Origin of the sequence: Tepidiforma thermophila, assembly GCF_002563855.1 — a bacterium.
Lineage (GTDB): Bacteria > Chloroflexota > Dehalococcoidia > Tepidiformales > Tepidiformaceae > Tepidiforma > Tepidiforma thermophila.
This window is the reverse complement of record NZ_PDJQ01000001.1, coordinates 800,324-818,342: the sequence shown is the minus strand read 5'-3', so window position 1 is coordinate 818,342 and position 18,019 is coordinate 800,324. Positions and strand designations below refer to the sequence as shown.

General features: G+C 68.0%; 10 protein-coding genes and 1 CRISPR repeat array (1 of these 11 only partly in view). All 10 genes read right to left on the bottom strand.

Going from position 1 to position 18,019, the window contains the following annotated elements:
- The 10 genes from A9A59_RS03835 to A9A59_RS13980 all read right to left on the bottom strand — a co-directional run bounded on the left by A9A59_RS03835 (window position 1) and on the right by A9A59_RS13980 (window position 17,142).
- Window positions 1-1,080 (bottom strand): TolB family protein, encoded by a 1,080-nt coding sequence (locus tag A9A59_RS03835; protein ID WP_098503020.1) that lies wholly within the window; start codon window positions 1,078-1,080, stop codon window positions 1-3.
- 608 nt (window positions 1,081-1,688) lie between these two features.
- Complete coding sequence (locus A9A59_RS14430; protein WP_098503019.1) at window positions 1,689-2,237, bottom strand: bifunctional DNA primase/polymerase; 549 nt, start codon at window positions 2,235-2,237, stop codon at window positions 1,689-1,691.
- Between the two features lie 439 nt (window positions 2,238-2,676).
- Window positions 2,677-6,012, bottom strand: a complete 3,336-nt coding sequence (locus A9A59_RS03825) for a Swt1 family HEPN domain-containing protein (RefSeq protein WP_098503018.1) — start codon at window positions 6,010-6,012, stop codon at window positions 2,677-2,679.
- 15 nt (window positions 6,013-6,027) lie between these two features.
- On the bottom strand, window positions 6,028-9,027 hold the full coding sequence (locus tag A9A59_RS03820; protein WP_098503017.1) for a DUF1156 domain-containing protein: 3,000 nt from the start codon (window positions 9,025-9,027) through the stop codon (window positions 6,028-6,030).
- A complete protein-coding gene (locus tag A9A59_RS03815; protein WP_098503016.1) occupies window positions 9,024-10,742 on the bottom strand; it encodes an AAA family ATPase in 1,719 nt (572 codons plus the stop codon). Before A9A59_RS03815 ends, A9A59_RS03820 begins: the two co-directional genes overlap by 4 nt.
- Window positions 10,743-10,833: 91 nt before the next feature.
- The gene (locus A9A59_RS03810; protein WP_278286777.1) at window positions 10,834-14,415 is read right to left on the bottom strand and encodes a helicase-related protein; all 3,582 of its coding nucleotides are present in this window, start codon (window positions 14,413-14,415) and stop codon (window positions 10,834-10,836) included.
- A gap of 794 nt (window positions 14,416-15,209) precedes the next feature.
- The gene (locus tag A9A59_RS03805; protein ID WP_098503015.1) at window positions 15,210-15,494 is read right to left on the bottom strand and encodes a hypothetical protein; all 285 of its coding nucleotides are present in this window, start codon (window positions 15,492-15,494) and stop codon (window positions 15,210-15,212) included.
- 829 nt (window positions 15,495-16,323) lie between these two features.
- Window positions 16,324-16,647 carry a HepT-like ribonuclease domain-containing protein gene (locus A9A59_RS03800; protein WP_278286776.1) on the bottom strand — a complete coding sequence of 108 codons (324 nt, stop codon included), beginning with the start codon at window positions 16,645-16,647 and terminating at the stop codon, window positions 16,324-16,326.
- A 26-nt stretch (window positions 16,648-16,673) separates the two neighbouring features.
- Window positions 16,674-16,964, bottom strand: a complete 291-nt coding sequence (locus A9A59_RS03795) for a nucleotidyltransferase family protein (RefSeq protein ID WP_098503013.1) — start codon at window positions 16,962-16,964, stop codon at window positions 16,674-16,676.
- Window positions 16,951-17,142, bottom strand: a complete 192-nt coding sequence (locus tag A9A59_RS13980; protein WP_165772481.1) for a type I restriction endonuclease subunit M — start codon at window positions 17,140-17,142, stop codon at window positions 16,951-16,953. The genes A9A59_RS03795 and A9A59_RS13980 overlap by 14 nt, the downstream gene beginning before the upstream one ends.
- A gap of 519 nt (window positions 17,143-17,661) precedes the next feature.
- Window positions 17,662-18,019: a CRISPR direct-repeat array (repeat unit 36 nt; unit sequence GTTTCAGTCCCCTAGCGGGGATTCGAGGGTTGCAAC) (it continues 1,009 nt past the right edge of the window).

The window sequence follows — 18,019 nt, the reverse complement described above, 5'->3', positions numbered from 1 at the left end:
TCAGGGGAGCCAGCGGGGGAGGTCGCCGCCGAGGGCGAGCGGGGTGCGGTCGCCGGATTCGAGGTCGAGGGTGATGGTGGTGAACTGCTGCGCGGTCTGGACCGTGTAGACGATGGCGCGGCCGCCGGGGGCGAGGTCCCAGTGGAGGACGAGGTCGGTGCCGGCGGCGAGGTTGATCGCGCGGAGCTGGCGGCCGTCGCGGACGGATTCGAAGACGAGGTCGGTGCCGGTGCGCTGGGGGCCGATGACGCGGCGGAGGGTGGCGACGGTTTCGCTATCGAGGAAGCGGGGAGCTGAGCGGATTTCGCCTTCTTTTCCGAGGAGGAGGTCGACGGCGGCGTCGAGGCTGACGACGCGCACGGGCTGGGGCGGGGCGGCGCCCGGCGACACGGCACGGGGCACGCTTTCGAAGGCGACGATGCGGGAGTCGGGCGACCATGCGGCGGCGCCCCCGCGCGGCTGGCCGAGGTCGCGGCGCTCCCGGGTGGCGAGGTTGACGACGACGAGGCGGGCATCGCTCGGCGAGATGTAGGCGAGGTGCTGGCCATCGGGCGACCACGATGGATAGAGGGAGGGGAGGCCCTCGGGGTCGAGGGTGGCGACGAATTCACCGGAGAGGCGGACGAGCCAGGCGCGGGGGACGCCTTCGCCGCCGCCGGGGAGGGCGTCGCGGCGGACGACGGCGAGGGTGGCGCCATCTGGCGACCAGGCGACGCCGCCGACGTTGATGGCGGGGTCGAAGATGAGCGAGGTGGCCGCGCCGTCGCTCACCCGGACGAGGGCGAGGCTGCCGCGGCCGTCGGCGCCGGCGGTGACGACGGCGACCTGGGCGCCATCAGGCGAGACGGCGTAGTCGATGATGCGCGGGGCGCGGGCGAGGACGCGGGGCTCCTGGCCGGCGCGGAGTTCGAGGAGGCGCTCTTCGGTGCGGCCTGGTGCAACCTGGACGACGGCGACGCCGGGTTCGCGGATAGTGAAGCGGTGTTCGAACGGTTCGCGCAGGGGTTCGGCGCGGCGGCCCAGGGTGCCGGGGGCGAGGCGGACGCGGTACTCGCCGGGTTCGAGCGGGCCGGCGGGCACGAAGACGAGGGTGCGGCCGCGCCAGCGGACGGTGCCTTCGAGCGGGGGTTCGAAGGCAAGGGCGGCTTCGACGGCGGAGCGGTCGGGTTCGCGGTCGAAGGCGAGGGTGATTTCGCGGAGGGTAACAGGAGCGGGCGCGGCAGCGTCGGGGGAGGCGAGGACGACGCGGATGCGGCGCTGGTCGCCGAGGAGGAGGGTGGCGAGGAGGATGCCGACGGCGACCGCGGTGACGGCGCCGAGGGCGACGAGGGCGGGGCGTTCGTCACGGATAAATGTACGGATTATCTGGAGACCTCCGGCGATGACGCGTTCTCGAATCTGCGGAGTGGCTTGAGCCGATGCGCCGCTCTAGCGAGCCACCCGTCGAGGAACTGCTGCACGGTGAGCCGGCCGGGCGGCCCGGGCGCACCGCGCTCCCGCTCGACAGGAGCTGCTGCACCGGATGCTCCGCCTCGCGGCGGGTTCGCGCCCGGCGCACCCGGTACCCGCCGCCGCCCGGGTGTACCGCCGCCCACCACGGACTGCTGCGCCGCGCGGGGTCGCTCACTTTGTGGCCCGAACCGCTGCCGCAGGGTCGTCGCGCCATCGCGCCCTCCGCTGTGAGTCTGTCATGGGCCGCTGCCGCCCGCTACAGGGTGCCGCCCGCTTTTTCCCGGCAGTCCTGCTGATGTTGAACGCGCCCGATGTCGGCCAACGACGGGCACTTCCGCCGCCGTGCCCGCCAAGGTTCGTCGTCGCTCATGCGCCGCGCGCAACAGCCGTCGGCGACGGCCTGGTGCATCACCTGTGCCGATTGGCAGGGCCGGCTGAGTGGCCGAGGGCTCGGTTGGGCGCCGGCTGCCAGCGGCCTTCCGCAGTGTCGGCGCATAGCCGCAAGCGCCCGAGTCCCAGGTGGTAGCCGCGCACGGGCTCGGCCGGCAGGACCACCAGGCCTCGATTGTGGCAGGGTCAGTCGTCGCGTCCTTGACGCCGTGCCCGGTCAGCGGCTCCCTGCCGCGCACGTGGAGCGACAACACGGCCCCGCCGCGCAGGGCGCAGGTGCGGGCGGCCTCGTCCGCTGGAGCAGCCCGGATGAAGGCCCCGACAAGAGGGGGAGAATTCGGGACCTGGAGCTGAGCGCTGGCTATTTGTCCCTGGTCTAATCGGCCCCTGGTCATTCGTCCGAGGGACGAGCCTGCGGCCTGGAGAACCGGGAGAAGGCGAGGACTGGCGGCCTGTTAAGGATGGAGCGGAGAGACCGAGGAGGAGCAAAGGCCGCAGGTTGAGCTCAGTCAACGTTTGTCGTTCCCGATCAAACCATTGGATAAATTCGACCAGATGCTTCGGCGCCAGGTCCTTGCTGACGTTCCTGCTGATGTCGTTCGTCGCGGACGCTGCGTAGCCCCCGGTCGACAGGGAATGCGCAGCGGCCAGCGAGTCGACCTCATGCGCCAAAGACGACCGCGCGACACAGCGATGCCCCGCAAAGGCAGTCGCCCCCGCTCGTATCTCCTTCGCACTGCATGGCTCCACGGTAATGGGGACCGGGGCTCAGCGGATGACGCCCGCGAGGTGCGCGGTCGCGGGACTTCCGAAATGCAGTGACGCCGGCCGCCGTCACTCCCGTTCGAAGCCGAAGGATGAGAACTTCAGGGTCCGACAGTTCTCCTCGACGACGCGGCGGAGGTGGTCATCGGCGCCGTCCGGCAGGATCGCTTCGATTTCAAGCGTGACCCGGACCTTCGCGCCGAGCTTCCCCAGGAAGTGGGCGATGACCTCCGCATTGACCTGGGAGGCGTGGAGCGACAGCTTCTCGGTGTCCAGGTCGATTGTCCCGTGGAAACGGCGGTGGACGGGCAGCGGGGGCGGCGACGGCGGCGGGCCGGTTCCATCGTGTTCGTCGTGGTCGATGGGGCCAGGCCTGCCGCCATCATCGATGCCGGTTTTCGCGGTAGTTACTGATGACCGTTCGGCGTCAATTTGCCGGCGAGCGGCCTCCGGCCGAACGACGAGGCCGGCAGCATCGTGCGGCAGGGTGATGGTCTGCCCGTACTGGAGGCCCCGGTACCTTCCAGTGGCCTCATCGAAGCTTTCGGCGTAGGCGAAGGTTTCGGTTTCCCAGGTCAGGAGCGCGATACCGCCGGAGACGGCGTTCGCGAGCACAGCGGGGCTCTTGAGGCGCGGCAGGTAGAGGTAGCTGGCGAAGTCGTCGACCAGTTGCCGAATCGGTACGTGGTCGCCCCGCCACAGCGGAACACGGTCAAGCCAGGTACGCAGGACCGTGCCCCCGAGGGCTGACACCAGCACTTCGTCCGCTCGGGCTTTTTTGCCTGCGCGCGTCGCCAGCGGCTCATTCCCCGAGAGCCGCACGGCACGCCATTCAACCGACGACTGGGGCGTCTTCTGTTCGGGAACGAGGAGCCAGCAGAAGGCTTCCGGGAGCTGCGCGTTCACCGTCTCGTCGGCTGCCTTGAGCTGGGCCTCGGCCTGGCGGACCTGGAGCGGCTCGAGGTTCAGGGTCTCTTTTTCGTCGAGGATGGACCGCCAGGCAAGGTAGCGGCGCACGGCCTCGTCCAGGTCCTGGAGACGGACCCGGTCGGCCGCAAGGAACACCAGGGTATTGCGGAAGAGGCGTGGCGCATTTCCGCGCGTCTCCAGGATCCCGCGCGCCGCAAGCACGGCCTGGCTCTCCCCGTCCCTGGTGTGGGGGAAGTCGGCAGGGAGGACGACCAGCCCCGCCTCCCGTTCGTCGGGGACATCGGCGGACGAGCGGGGGAAGGCATGGACACGCGGGAACTCCCCGCGGTCGCGGAGGTCGTCGCGCACCCGGCGCTCCAGCTCCTCAGCGACCCGGTCGGGGTTGCGCTTCAGCTGCTCGGCGCGGTCTTCGGCGAGCCGGGTTACGGTGGGCTGGGTGGAGTACCAGAAGCGGGCGCCGTCCTGGTAGAGGTGGGTCGCGGCGGCGGCGAGCCGGCGGAGCGCATCGCCGAAGACGGCCGGTGGTTCGCCCGGCATCACGCAGCCGAGCTTGACGCGCCGGTCTTCGATACCGCGATGGGCGGTCGCGGCGGTTGGCGCCGACCCGAGGTAGATGGTGCGCGCCACCCGGCGGGTCGCTGCATACTTGCCGAGGTTCGTGACCTCAGCGTCGATCCTGGCGGGGGTCGAGGTCGGGCCGTCGACGTCCTTTTCGATGATTGGGACCCAGTTATCAGAGAGGTAGCGTGTGAGTTCGAACTGGACCCGGGGGTCGTCGATTGGGATGGTCGAGGGCAGGATGAGGGGCGACCGGTCTCCCGATTCCCAGAGGCTGTGGATAACGGCCGCCATGAGGCGGAGGACGCCGCGGGTGCGCTGGAACTTCAGCAGGGTCGACCAGTCGGTATAGAGCCGGTCGAAGACCTCCGGGTGGATGGGGTACGCGGCGCGGATGCGTTTTTCGTAGTCGGCCTCGCGGCACTCGGGGGGGAACTCGGCCGAGTTGCTGCGGTAGAGCTCGGCGAAGGCGCGCGCAGTCAGGTCGCGCTGGGTGAATTTGTCGGAGCCGTCGATCGGCTGGAAGAGCCGGCGCCGTACGATTTCGAACCCTTCCTCGGCGGAGGCGGGACGCCAGGAGGATTCGAGCCGGCCGATGACGTTGCGGAGCCGCTCGAGCGCCTCGCGGCCGCGCCTGCCGCCGACCTCGACGTCGTCGGCCTGGGTGTGCGGGGAGCCTTGCTCGTCGGAGGCCGGGAGCGAGACGACCAGGAGGCAGTTCCCGGCGAGCTTCGCCGCCTCGGTGAGGGCCTGCGCGAAGGTGAACTGCGTTTCGAAGTTGCCGGCGGGGAGGTCGCCCTCGTCGTGGAGCTGGCGCGCGTAGGCGACCCACTCATCGACGAGGACGAGGCAGGGGCCGTACGCAACGAACAGCTCACGCAGCGTATCGCCGGGGTTCGTTGCCCGCTCATCGTCGGCGCGGATGCGCTCGTACGCCTGGCGGCCGCCAAGCTGCCAGGCGAGTTCGCCCCAGAGGGTGTGCACCCGCGTGCCATCCGGTTTGGTGACGGGATTGCCGGGGGAGATTTTGTTGCCGACGAGGACGACGCGGCGGACGGCGGGGAGCCTGGCGACGCCCGCCTCAGCCATGACGGCATCGACACCGGGCAGCTCAGCCGGGTTGGCGCCGGAGAAGAGGTGGTAGAGGGCGAGCATAGAGTGGGTTTTGCCGCCGCCGAAATTGGTCTGGAGCTGGACGACGGGGTCGCCGCCGGCACCCGAAAGGCGCTGGACCGCACCGACGAGCAGCCGGCGCAGGCTTTCGGTGAGGTAGGTCCGGCGGAAGAACTCGGCGGGGTCGCGGTACTCGTCGGAGCCCTGGCCGAGGTGGACCTGCCAGAGGTCGGCGGCGAACTCGGCCTGCTGGTACCGGCCGCTCGCGACATCGGGATGGGGCACGACGACCTCGCGCCAGGGGCGGAGGGAGCTCGCGACCGCGGGCTCGATGAGCGAGCCGCCGGCGCGCCGCTTCTCGGTGCGGAGCTGCTGGTCGAACATGATGCGGCGCAGCTCGAGCTTCATCGCGTTCACCTCCTCGGCTTCGGGCGCCGAGACGGCGGTGAGCAGGCGGGCGATGGAATCGAGGGCGCGGTCGGCGTCGTCGCTGGAGATCGGCTCCTGGTGGGCCCATTTGTTCCGCCAGGTCCGGATTTCGGAGACGAGGCTCCGCTCGGCATGGCCAAGGGTGTCGCGGAAGACCTCGTTCCACTGCTCCCACAGCACGCGGAGGAGGACCGCGGCATCAAGGGCCGGCGTATCGGGGCTGACCCAGTTGAGCTCGTTCTTCCAGTGCTGGGTGACCGAAGTGATCCAGTACTTGCCGTACTTGCTGCGGCATTCGCGCTCGACGAAGGGAGCGAGCCCCTGGCGGAGCAGCTCGAGGGCTTTGCCGACGCGTTCCTGGTTGGTCATCGCCATGGTGGACCTCCTGCGCTAGGGGAAGAGGGCAGCCTGCGCGGGCTGCGGACGGCCGTGTTCGCGCGCGAGGCGGGTGATTTCGGGCCAGCTCTGGACGAGGGCGTTGTACCACAGCGCCTCGGACGCGCGCTTCTTGCGCTCGGAGACGGTGTAGAGGCGGTAGGCGAGTTCGCGGGCGGTCTCGGCCCGGCTGCCGAGGCGGGCAACGAGGTCGGCTGCCGCCCCCTCGCCGCCGGTTTCGAGGGCGCGGACCAGGTGATGGACCGTCTCCCAGACGGTGAGGCGCCGGTCGGCGGCGGGGTCCCAGTCGGCAGGGAGCTCACTGGGGCGGAAGAGGCGGACTTTGCCGCGCTTCGATTCGAGGATGCCGGCCTCGACCATGCCGCCGACGCTGGTGTTCTTCGCCTTGGAGAGCGTCTCGGCGACGCCGAACTCGCCCTCGGCGAAGCCGTGCTGCTCGAACCAGGCGAGCGCCCAGCGGGTATCAGCGTCGAAGTCGCCCTCCTGCTCGGCGAGGCATTCGTCGAGGACCTGGTTGATGAGCGCGAGCGCCTCGCGCACCGAGAGCGGCCGCCCTTCGGCGTCGAGCACCCTGGCGTAGCGGGTGTAGACGGCCATGCCCGGGCCGATGGCCGCCTGCGCGAGGTCCACCGGCGCGATGTTGCCGCGCTGGAGGTGCTCAAGCGCCTGCGGCAGCTCGGCCTTCAGGGCGGAGACGAACTCGCGGCGGGTGGCGGTCCCCCACCCTTCCCCTCCCCCGCCGGGGGAGGGAGTCCGCGGGCGGCAGACGAGGACGATGCTGGAGGCGAGGGCGTTGGAACCCTGTCCGATGGCACGTTCCTTGCGCTCGGTTCGCATCGGCCAAGTGCCGCTGATGGCAAAGCCGGCGCGGATCACTGCATCGAGGAAGGTTTCCCAGCCGGTGCTGGCGGTGCCCCCCTCCCTGCCTCCCACCGCCGGGTGTTGGCCCCCCTCCCTGCCTCCCCCCTCCGGGGGGAGGAGTGATGGTCCCTCCTTCGCCGGGGGAGGGGAGCTGGTTTCGGACTGTTTGAAGGCGTAGTAGATGGTGACCGGGAAGGCCGGGTGCGCCTGCTCGGCGAGGCGGTGCATCGCCTGCGTCATACCGTCGAGGAAGAACTTTTCCGCGGCGTCCTTGCTGCCGTGGCGGTAGGGCGTGGCGACCAGTTCCTCGGCCTTGGGCACGGCGAGGGTGGCGAAGAGGTCGGGGAAGACCGGGCGCAGCGAGCGGCGCAGCCAGACGTAGAAGAAGTCCGACAGGTCGGCGTAGCCGATGTTGTCGTAGTACGGTGGATCCGTGGAAACGACTTTACCTAAGGATAGGTCTTGAGTTGCCGCATCCAATTGGAACGCCATGCCTGGCCGTCGCACATCGGCGCCGACCACAGTAGGTTCCATCCCGCGTTGAATCCCCACTGCGACAACGGACCAAGACCCAGAACTAGTTGATAAGGGATTAGCTTCAGCAAAGTCCCAGGCCATCGGGATTGCTTGGCGGCTAAAGAGGTGGAGTGGGCACTCCTGAAGGTGCCCCCATGGTGCGAGTGAGTTATTGATGTCGATAAGTTTGCTGATCACAAACCCCAAATACACCCCCACCGCCTCCGCATAGGCCGTCGCGCCGGTGCCGCCGTCGCGGAGCGGCTGGCCGTCGTCGGGCAGGCCGGCGGCGATGGCGTCGCGCCTGACGCGCTCGATCGCCTCGCCCACCAGGTCCGAGAACGTCGTCAGCGCGACGAGCTGGCGGGGGGTGAAGTAGTCCCCAAAGGTATGAAAGCCGTATCGGCGTCCCTGTGCATTACTGGCCCAGGTTCCACGGCTGGGCGCATCGGGCTTCCATGTCGGCTGTGCTTGTCTCGCGATGACCTCGTGCTCGGACATCGGATCGAGATACACTCGCCCGCGCTTGCCCTCGGCGACGATAGCCATCAAGCGAGAACCCATGCGACCGGCGTTCGCTTCGGCGTCGATGTAGTCATACCTGAACGGGGAGCCCGACAACAGGCATTTGAAGGCGCCTTGTGAGAGCTTGGTGCCGTTCTTCGCGGCCTCCGCATCCTTCGGCCTGCCCACCTTCACGGTGAAGCGGTAGCCGCCGCCCTCGACCACCGGCTCGACGTAGGCCTCCTTGCCGGGTTTGGTGGAGAGCATGAAGGTGGAGGCGAGGGGGACGTCGACGTCGCGGAAGGCGGGGTTGGGGCTCTTCACGGTGCGGGCCCAGAGCCAGGCGATGACGGTGAGCTCGCGGCCGACGTAGGGTTTGAGGTCCGGGCGGTCAGCGGCCATCTCCGCGGTCACGGTGATCTTCGGGTAGAGGTGGCCGATCCGCTTCTCGGCCTCGTCGCGCATCCACTGGCCGTAGTAGCGGACGTCCTCGGCGAGGCCCTGCGCGCCCTTCCATTCGCGCGCGAAGAGGCGGCGGTCGGCACGCGCTGCGGGGTTGACGGGCGGGCGGCCGGCGAAGCGGGGCGGGATTTCGATCATCGCCTTATTGATCAGGACGGCGACGGGGTTGAGGTCGCTGGCATAGGCTTCGAGGCCGAGGCGCTGGGCTTCGAGGGGGAGGCTGCCGCCGCCGGCGAAGGGGTCGTGGAAGGCGGGGAGGCGGCTGGGGTCGAAGAGCTCGGCGGCGCGCGGGTGGTCGGCGTTGTCGCGGCAGGTGCGGCGCCAGCTCTTCCAGATCTCGGCGCGGGCCTGTGCGAGGAGGGCCTCGTTGGTGGTGTTCTCCCACTGCACGAGCTGTTCGATGAGGCGGAAGAGGCGCTGGCGCTCGGCCTCCTGGGCCTCGGGGGTGGGGAACTCCTCGGGGACGGCGGAAGGGTCATCGACCATTTGGGCGAAGATGACGGCGCGCGCGGCGGCGAGGGGGCGGCGTGCCCACCAGAGGTGGAGGGTGCTGGGGTGGCCATGGCGGATGGATTTTTCGCGTGCCGCGGCCTGGTTGATGGCCTCGAGGGGGAGGGCGACTTCGATGAGCTTTTTGCGGGAGACGGTCATGAGGGTGATCCTTCCGGCCGCGCGCTGCGGGCGACAGCGACGATGGCGTCAAGCTTTTCGCGGACCTCGTCGTCGAGCGCTTCGGCGGGGACGAAGGGCGCGAGGGTATGGTAGTCGGTCTTGCGCATCAGGTTGGGCCGGTCAAGGGCAGCGAAGAAGTTCTTAAAGACCGGGTCGAGGAACTCGTCGCTGGCTTTGAGGTCCGGGCTGTCAGGCCCAGGCTTTCCGAGTGAGGCGAGCGCATCGCGGACCTTTCCAATCGCCTTCTCCATGGCCTCACGCCAGGGGAGGCCCCAGAGCGGTCCGGTCTCGGTTTTGGCCCGCGCCTCGGCCCATGCCAGAAGGGTGGCCTCCTGGCAGAGATAGTTCTCAATCTCGCGCTTCCGCCACATCTCCTGGCGGAGATACGGATCGGCGGGCAATTCCTTTTCGAGGCGATCGTAGATGGCGACACCAGCGAGGTCTGGCTTGGCTTCGCGCAAGGCGTGGAAGTGCTCCTGGGCCCTGGGCGGCTGGTTGCCGACGTAGTAGACAAACGGGCGTTCGAGCAGCTCGCGTGCCGGGTGGTCGAGTTTCTCCGCAAATGCCCGCAGGATCGCGAGGTCAGTAGCGCCTTCGAGGTAGAGGACCCAGCCGGTCAGCTCGGCCTGGAGGTACTGGTCGAAGCCGATTTCCTTCAGCGCCTTGAGGATCTGGCTGCCGCGGTCGTCGATGCGATGCGGCCTGCCGACAAAGGCAACGACGATGTCCCGGTCGGCGGCTTCATTGAGGATGACTTCGGAGTGGCTAGCTGCGATGACCTGGCTGCCGGTTTCCTCAGCCGTCTGTGCGAGCACGCGGTAGATTTGGCGCTGGCGGAGAATTTCGAGGTGCGCATCGGGTTCGTCGAGGAGGAGAACGGCGCCGGGGTTCGCGGCCATGTGGGCGAGAAGGAGGAGCGTCTGCTGCTGACCCCGGCCGCTGGCGGAGAGGTCGAGGGTGACACCGCCCTTTGTTCGAAAGGACATGACAACCTCGCCACGTTCCTTGATGTAGGCTGGGTCGCCGAGGGTGACGCCGAAGAGTTCATCTATGCGGTTGACGATTTGGCGCCAGGCATCCGGGTTCGTTTCGAAGACTCGCCAGCAGAGGTTGCGGAGAACCTCCGCGGTGCGCCCCTCGCCGATGCGCACATCGATGGCACCGGGGTCGAGCCGCGTCTCATTGGCAGCAAGGCCTGACATGGGCGGAAGGTAGGCGACGCGTAATTCGGCGGCGGCAGCGGGAACCTGGTAGCGAGTCCCTTCGGGCCCAATGCGGGAGCGGCAGTAGAACGATTCTTCGTTCGCGTAATCGAACTCGAGGCGGGTCGTCCAGATTGCGCCCGAGGTCATGCCGTCGACGTCAATTTCGATCAGGACGTTGCGCGTCTTCTGCCGGCCTGCGTCGCGGTAGCCTTCGCGCACGTGGAGGTCACGCCAGAGGAGGTTTGCTGCGGGGACCGGGAGCGCAATCAAGTCTTTGCGGTTGATGGTGACGCCAGCTCGCTCTTTCGGGACGTTGCCGGCACCACGTTTTTCGACCCAGCGCCTGACACCTGCATGCCAGAGCGCAAGCGCCTGAAGTGCAGAGGTTTTGCCCGAATTGTTTGGGCCGACGAAAACGACGCGCTCGCCAAGTTCAATCTCGACGCTCTCAAAAAGCTTGAAGTTACGGATTGCAAGCCTGGTCAGCAATTCCGGCCTCCCTGCCGACGCGGCAACCCCATGGCACCCGCAGCGGTGGCGACAGATTCGTTACATGGCGGGAGCTGACCCCCATGCGATGTCATCCGGGTTCTCCGGCGCGGGCGAGGAGTTCGGCAAAGTCGTAGTTCACGCTGGTGACGCCGAAGTCGGGCTCGCGTCGGAAGGGGCGGCGGAGGTAGCGTACGCGATGGCCGCCATCGGTGTGGAGTTCGACGAGTGCGAGGATATAGTCGTCGGGTTTGTTGAGGCTGGTGAGGATTTCGTTGCGGGTGACGGTGACGGTGTCGGCGCCGGCGACGCGGGCCTTGACCTCGATGAATCGGATTCGGCCTCGCTGCGGCCCGGAGACGACCCGGCTCTCGATGTCGTAGCCGAGTTTGTCGGCCTCGCGGTCGATGGGGTCGTACCCGAGCTGCCGTTCGATCTCCATGACAAGCTGGCGTCCAAGGGCGGCAGCGGCCTGGGTATCGACGGCGGCTGCGGGCTGGGGGAGGGAGCGGCCGGTCATGGCGGCGAGGAGGCCGATGGGCACCACGACGAGGCCGCCGAGGACGACCGGGGGCAGCGCCGAGACCTTTGCCTCGCGGTCGAGCTCCTCGAGGCGGCGCTTGAGCCGGGCGCGAAGGTCGTCAGCCCGGCGGCGGGCCTCGATGGAGTTCATCCGCGCGGCCGGTTTACCGGCCTGCTCCTCGAGGGCGAGCTGCTCGGCGCGGTAGTCCCAGTACGCAATCTCCTTGGTCAGCCGGTCGTAGACGGCGGCACGGGTCTTTTCGATCAGTTCGAGGCGGCGGTCGCGGACCTCTTTGACGTGCTCAGGGACGACGGTGGCGATGGCGTGGTCCCGGGCGAGGGTCTCGATGTGGGCGCCGATCCAGGCGCATTCGGGACGGGCAAGGATCTCGTCGGCTGGAGGCTCGCCGGGGGCGAGCGGGCGGTAGTCGAGGTATGGGGCGTACTGGAGGTGGCGCGTTTGGCCCCCGGCGTCCATTTCGACGTAGAGGAGGCGCCGGGAGATGGTGCGGTGCTCGCCGGAGGGCAGGAGACTCGCGTCCTGGATGGCGTGCTCGAGGACGGTGAGCACGCGGGGGCTGGTGCCGTGGTCGCGCTCGTCGACAAGGACGGTGCCGCGCCTGAGGAGGTCGCGGTAGCGTTCGAGCACGAGGTCGAGGGTGGCATCGAGGAGGGGATGGCCGGGGCAGACGAACGCAGCGAGCGGTTTGCCGGGCTGGGCGATGAGCTCCTTTTCGAAGGTGATCCGTTCGTAGCGCGGGAGGACCGGTTCGCCGCGGCCGATGAGGCGATCGCGGTTGCGGACCTGGGCCGGTACGTGGGTGATTTCGTAGCGGCGCGGCTCCCGTTCGCGGATGACGCCGCCGAGCCGGCGGAAGGCTTCGAGGAAGAAGGATTCGATGTAGTGCGGCTGGAGGCGGCGGGCTTCGGCGCGCTCCATCTCCTCCCGGATGCGGGCGACCCGGCTGGAGTCCATGGAGTCGTGGGCGAGGGCGCGCTCCTCGAGCAGTTCGCGGAGGTGGTCGGCATCGACGGCGTTCTCGATGACTGTTTCGAGCCGGGCGCGCACCTCGGGCTGGTCGCCGTAGCGGATGGCCTCGATCAGGAGGTCGCGCAACGGCCGGCCTTCGAACTGCAATTTGCCGAGGACATCGAACACCTTGCCGCCGAGGGCCTTGCGGGCTTCATCGAGCTTTTCGAGCAGGCGCTGGTAGACGGTGCCTTCACGGGTTTCGGCGGCGACGAGGTTCCAGAGATGGCAGACCTCGGTTTGCCCGATGCGGTGGATGCGCCCGAAGCGCTGCTCGAGGCGGTTCGGGTTCCATGGGAGGTCGTAGTTCACCATCAGGTGGGCGCGCTGGAGGTTGATGCCTTCGCCGGCGGCGTCGGTGGCCAGCAGGACGCGGACGTCCGGGTCGTGGAGGAAGCGTTCCTGGGCTTTGCGCCGCTCTTCGCGGCCCATGCCGCCGTGGATGACGGCGATGGCATCCGGGCGACCAAAGAGCGTGCCAATCCGTTCCTCGAGGTACCGCACGGTGTCGCGGTGCTCGGTGAAGATGACGAGTTTCTGGTGCGGCGAAGCGACGGGCTTCGGGAGCGGCCGCCCGTCGTAGGCGGCGGCCTCTTCGCGTGCTGCGCCGTTGAAGGCGCGGTCCGTGAAGATTTCGTGGAGGAGGTCGGAGAGCTGGCGCCATTTGGTGTCTCTTCCGCTCCGGCGGACCCGGGCCGCCAGGCCTTCGAGGCGCTTGAGGGTCTCGATTTCGCGCTTGAGCTCGTCGACCGTCGTGGCCGCGGTGGCCTGGTCGAGGACCTGCTCCTCGAAGGTTTCGACCTCATTGTCCGGGGCATCCTCGAGGTCTTCGATTTCATCTTTGTCCAGGAGCAGCGTGGAGACGGCCGGCGCAGCGTTCGCGCCCCGGTGGAGCAACTGCTGTTCCCGGAGTTCATCCTCGAGCCGTTCGCGCCGGCGCCTGAGCGACTGGTAGATGGCTTCGGGCGAGGACGCCAGGCGCCGCTGGAGGATGGTGAGGGCGAAGCCGACGGTCCCCGCGCGTTTGTTGTTCTTCAGCGCCTCGGCGCGATTGAATTCGCCGCGGACGTACTCGGTGACCTGCTGGTAGAGGAACGCCTCGTCGTCGGAGAGCTGGTAAGGGACGGTGTAGGCAACGCGCTCGGGGAAGAGCGGCTTGCCCTCGAAGGTGAGCAGGTCCTCTTTGACCATGCGGCGCATGAGGTCGGAGACGTCGACCTGGTGGACGCCGTCGCGGAACCGGCCTTCGAAGCGGTCGCCATCGAGGAGGGCCATGAAGAGCTGGAAGTCCTCCTCACGGCCGTTGTGGGGCGTGGCTGTCATGAGCAGGAAGTGACGCGTGATCTCGGAGAGGCGCTGCCCGAGCCGGTACCGCTTGGTGTACTGGACTTCGCCGCCGAAGTAGGTAGCCGAGAGCTTGTGGGCCTCATCGCAGACGACGAGGTCGTAGCGGTTGTCCTGGGCGAAGAGCTTCTGCTGGACGTCTTCGTTCCGGGAGAGCTTGTCGAGGCGGGCGATGGCGAGGTCGTTTTCGAGGAACCAGTTGCCGGTGCGGGCTGCTTCGAGCTTGTCGTTGGTGAGGATTTCGAAGGGGAGGTTGAAGCGTCGCGAGAGTTCGTCCTGCCACTGCTCGACGAGGCTGCCGGGGCAGACGATAAGGCAGCGCTGGAGGTCGCCACGGACCATCAATTCTTTAATCAGGAGGCCGGCCATGATGGTTTTGCCGGCGCCGGGGTCGTCGGCGAGGAGGAACCTGAGCGGCTGACGGGGCAGCATCGCTTCGTAGACGGCGGTGATCTGGTGGGGCAGCGGCTCGACGAGCGAGGTGTGGACGGCGAGTACGGGGTCGAAGAGGTGCGCGAGGCGGATGCGGTGCGCCTCCGCAGCGAGGCGGTAGGTTGCGCCGTCGCCGTCGAAGCTCCAGGGCCGGCCGGCCTCGACGAGCTCGATGGTCGGTTCGTCCTCGCGGTAGAGGAGGCGGTCGGCGACTTTGCCATCGCCGGTGCGGTACACGAGGGTGAGGGCATCGGAACCGTGCCACTGCACGCTGACGACCGTGACAAGTCCGTCGGGTAAGACACCGCGGATGACCGCGTCGGGGGTGATGTCCTCGAGTTTCACGCTCGTCTCCTTTGCGGGGCAACCGGGCTGGACTGAAGGCGCGACTCCGCGCAACGCAGGGGATGGCGTTCGGCCGCACGGGTCGCTGACGGAGCTGCAGGACACGGTTTGGCCGGCGCCTGGGGCGTGATTGTAGCCGCTTCGCGGCGTGAGATGCCGCCGCCCCGCCGGGCGGACGGGCCGGGGCATCTGCCGGGCCAACGGCAGGAGGCGGTAGGTGAGTGGTTGGGGGCGGACGATATGAAGGGAGAAAGCCGGGCCCCCGGCGGCCGGCCCCGAAAGGGCCGACGCGCGGCCTGCCCTGCGCAGCGAAGGGGGCCAGGAATTCTTCGGCAGCCTGTGCGACTCCGGGACGGCATCAATCCCCCCTCTGGACGCCAACGACGGCTACGAGACGGCCGCGGGGCGAGCTGCGGAGTTGGGCGCCCGTGCCACGGTGGCGAGCAGCGTCGCCGCGCCGCACGTGACCGAGGCGGATTCGCGGAGATTCACGGGTGCCGGTGCAGTCGCGGGTGGGGGTAGCCTTGAGCGCCGCGTTCGCGCATGGCGCGATAGCGGTTCGCCGTCACGATTCCCGGGGCACCGGTACGCCGAATGCAGCCTGACCGTTGAGTTTCCTGGCGGGGATTCGAGGGTTACAACGTCTGAAACCGGTGTAATTACCGCGGTGAGGTTCCGACAAGATTCGGTCCCCTAGTGGTGACTCGATGGTTGCAACGCGGCCTGCCGCTGATGACGTACGAAACTTACGTATGCGATGCGCTGGCCCCCGACCGTAGCCGAGTCGTCGTCGCTCAGTACCTCCACCAAAACTGGAATTTCGCACCGAAGCGGCGCTCCTTCCTGTTCCCGAGCGGCCTAACAAGTTCAATGGTGCCGACCCGGGATGAATCGACCACGACGCGCAGCCGTATACGGCGCCGGCATTCGATGCCGGGACGAGAGAGGTCGATGAGCAGCGCCCCGTCAGCCTCTGCCACCTCGAGCGCGCAGGTTTTGGAGCGGACGGCTTCGATGATGTCGGCAAGGTCCTGCCTGAAATCGTCAACCCTGTTGGGCGGGGTCTCCTGCTGGCTCACGTTTTACCCTCCTCGGCGTGATGGGCGCCCGGCGCGAGCTTCCGCGACTGGCACGGCGGTCGCTTGAGATGACCTTGCTTGCCAGGTGCGCTCTCGCTTCCCGTACCACATCGCTCGTCAGCACAAGTTCAGCCAGTGTGCGCCCGGAACGGTACGCCCGGATACGGAGCGTGCGCTCCGTGATGGCCCGTCCGACGCCGAGCGCCCTGATGACAGCCTCCCAATGTCACGGCAATGATGAACGAGCTCCCTGCCCCAAACTTGACGTCTCTGCTTCACTGGCCGGGAGACTTCCCGGGGAGGGAATGGAAACGAGCTGGCGCCTATCGCTTCCCGCTATCTATTTTCCTTTGTTTCTTCGGTCGTGACCACATACCACCGGATTCCGCTTCTGGTGTGGAGGGCCAGCAAGTAGCGGTCTCCCAAGTGCCCCCTCACCACGCAGCCGGACACGGTAAGCCTGGACATGTGGACCCGGACAACGTTGCTCGGGTCGATGGGGTTATCGACCAGAGCCGACAGAAACTGTCATGCTCCGGCATGCACTGGGTCAATCCTCCTCTGGTGGAGGGACGTGGCCAGCGATGTCGGTTTCGATACCCCTGCCCAGTGGCGGAGTCCGTCTCCGGCGTGCTCGGTGTACGAGAGCAAAGAGCGGCAGACCGGGCAGACGTCCAGCCAGGAGGGCACTTCGAGGTCGGACTCGGAGAGCGCGGCGCTCATATTCGCACCAGCCCCGGCTTCAGGCCGAGGCGTTCGTGAAACTCGGGCGGGATTTCGTTCCAGCCGATGCTGGCATTGCCGCCGCCTCGCGGCGACCGTGAGGGTGTCATTCTCGCTCCGCCTGCTCCTCCAGCCGCTGCAGCAGCGCTTCGAGCCGCGGCCTGAGCGCGGGGAGGTCGCGGCTGGCCGCTTCCCAGACGATGGCGGTGTCGATATCGAAATATCCGTGCACAAGGACGTTCCGCATGCCGATGATGGCGGGCCACGGGACATCGGGGGCGAGGTCCCGTGTCTCCTGCGGCAGGGCCCGGGCGGCCTCGCCGATGACCTGGAGGTTGCGGACAAACCAGCCCTGGAGCAGCTCGTCCTGCTCGAAGGCTGCCTGCCCGCGCCCGAGGTACCGCTCGATGGCCGCGATGGCTTCGAGCATGTCGCGCAGTCGCTCCCTGGGGTCTCTCACAGGGGAACTGCCTCGCGCAGCACCCGTTCACGGAGCCGTGCCTTGAGGCCGCGCTCGGTCACGACGTCGACCGGCCGGCCGAGCAGCTGCTCGAGTTCGTATTGCAGGCCGCCGAGGTCGAGGAGGGTACGCCCGGGCTCAAGTTCGACGAGGAGGTCGATGTCGCTTTGTTCGTCTGCCTCACCGCGGGCCCTGGAACCGAACAGCCGGGGGTTGCGGGCGCCGTAACGGGCACAGAGCCGGAGAATTGCCTCGCGCTTCTCGCTGATGGGGTCAGCTCCCGACATATCCACGCTCCTCCGGGCTCCCGGCGATTGCGGCGCCGAGACTGGCGGCTTCTGCCTTCTGCTCGTCGAGTTGCGCCACAAGGCGCTGCATCGTCTCCTCGAACGGCCCGGCGTCACCTTCCTTAATTACTACTTCGATGACTACTTCAGGTCCGACGCAGCGGCCCGGTGCTGGCACGTTGCCGTGCCTGGGCTCCCGGTTGAGCGTAGCTGATTTGCAAAGGCCGGGCATATCCCCGCCGCCGGGCAGGACTCCCGTTCGACGCGCCAGGCGTGGCACGTATCGACGCTGCGCTGGATGTCCTCGCCGGTGAACGCGGGGCGGGTGCGGTCGACCATGCGATCCGGCTCCGGTGTGTCGCGAACGAGCACCCGGCCGCGGCGGCCGGGCAAGGCACCGCTGGGTTGTTGTCGCAGGCGAGGAACTGCGGGGTGGCGGGAATCCGGGTTGAGCAGCACGGCTGCGCATTGAGGGCGACCATGCAGTCGGTGCGGTAGGGCTGTCCGGTACGTTCTCGAACCTGGCCCCTGCCCGAATGGGGCGATGACCGGGAGCCGATTGCCAAATGCCCGTTGCCGCGGCTTCAGCCACTTCGCCGGCCGGGCGACCATGCCGGCTGACCCGCGGCGGGGGGCGTACACCCACCCGCTGAAGGTATCGAGCAGTACGACGGACAGGCGACCACGGGAGGGAGTGGTTTCAGTCCCCTAGCGGGGATTCGAGGATTGCAACCCGGACCGGCGTACGTTGAGGGTTGGGTGCCTGCCGATCGGCCGTTTCAGTCCCCTAGCGGGGATTCGAGGATTGCAACAATGGCGATTCGGTCACGGTGCTGCCAGTCCGGCTTGAAGCCGGGGTTTCAGTCCCCTAGCGGGGATTCGAGGGTTGCAACCGCGCGCAAACTGGCAGTCCTACGCTAGTGATGCTGACTACTGGGTTTCAGTCCCCTAGCGGGGATTCGAGGGTTGCAACTCCCGGCGCGTTCTCCTGACCATGCCGGTCAGCACCGACTATGAGTTTCAGTCCCCTAGCGGGGATTCGAGGGTTGCAACCC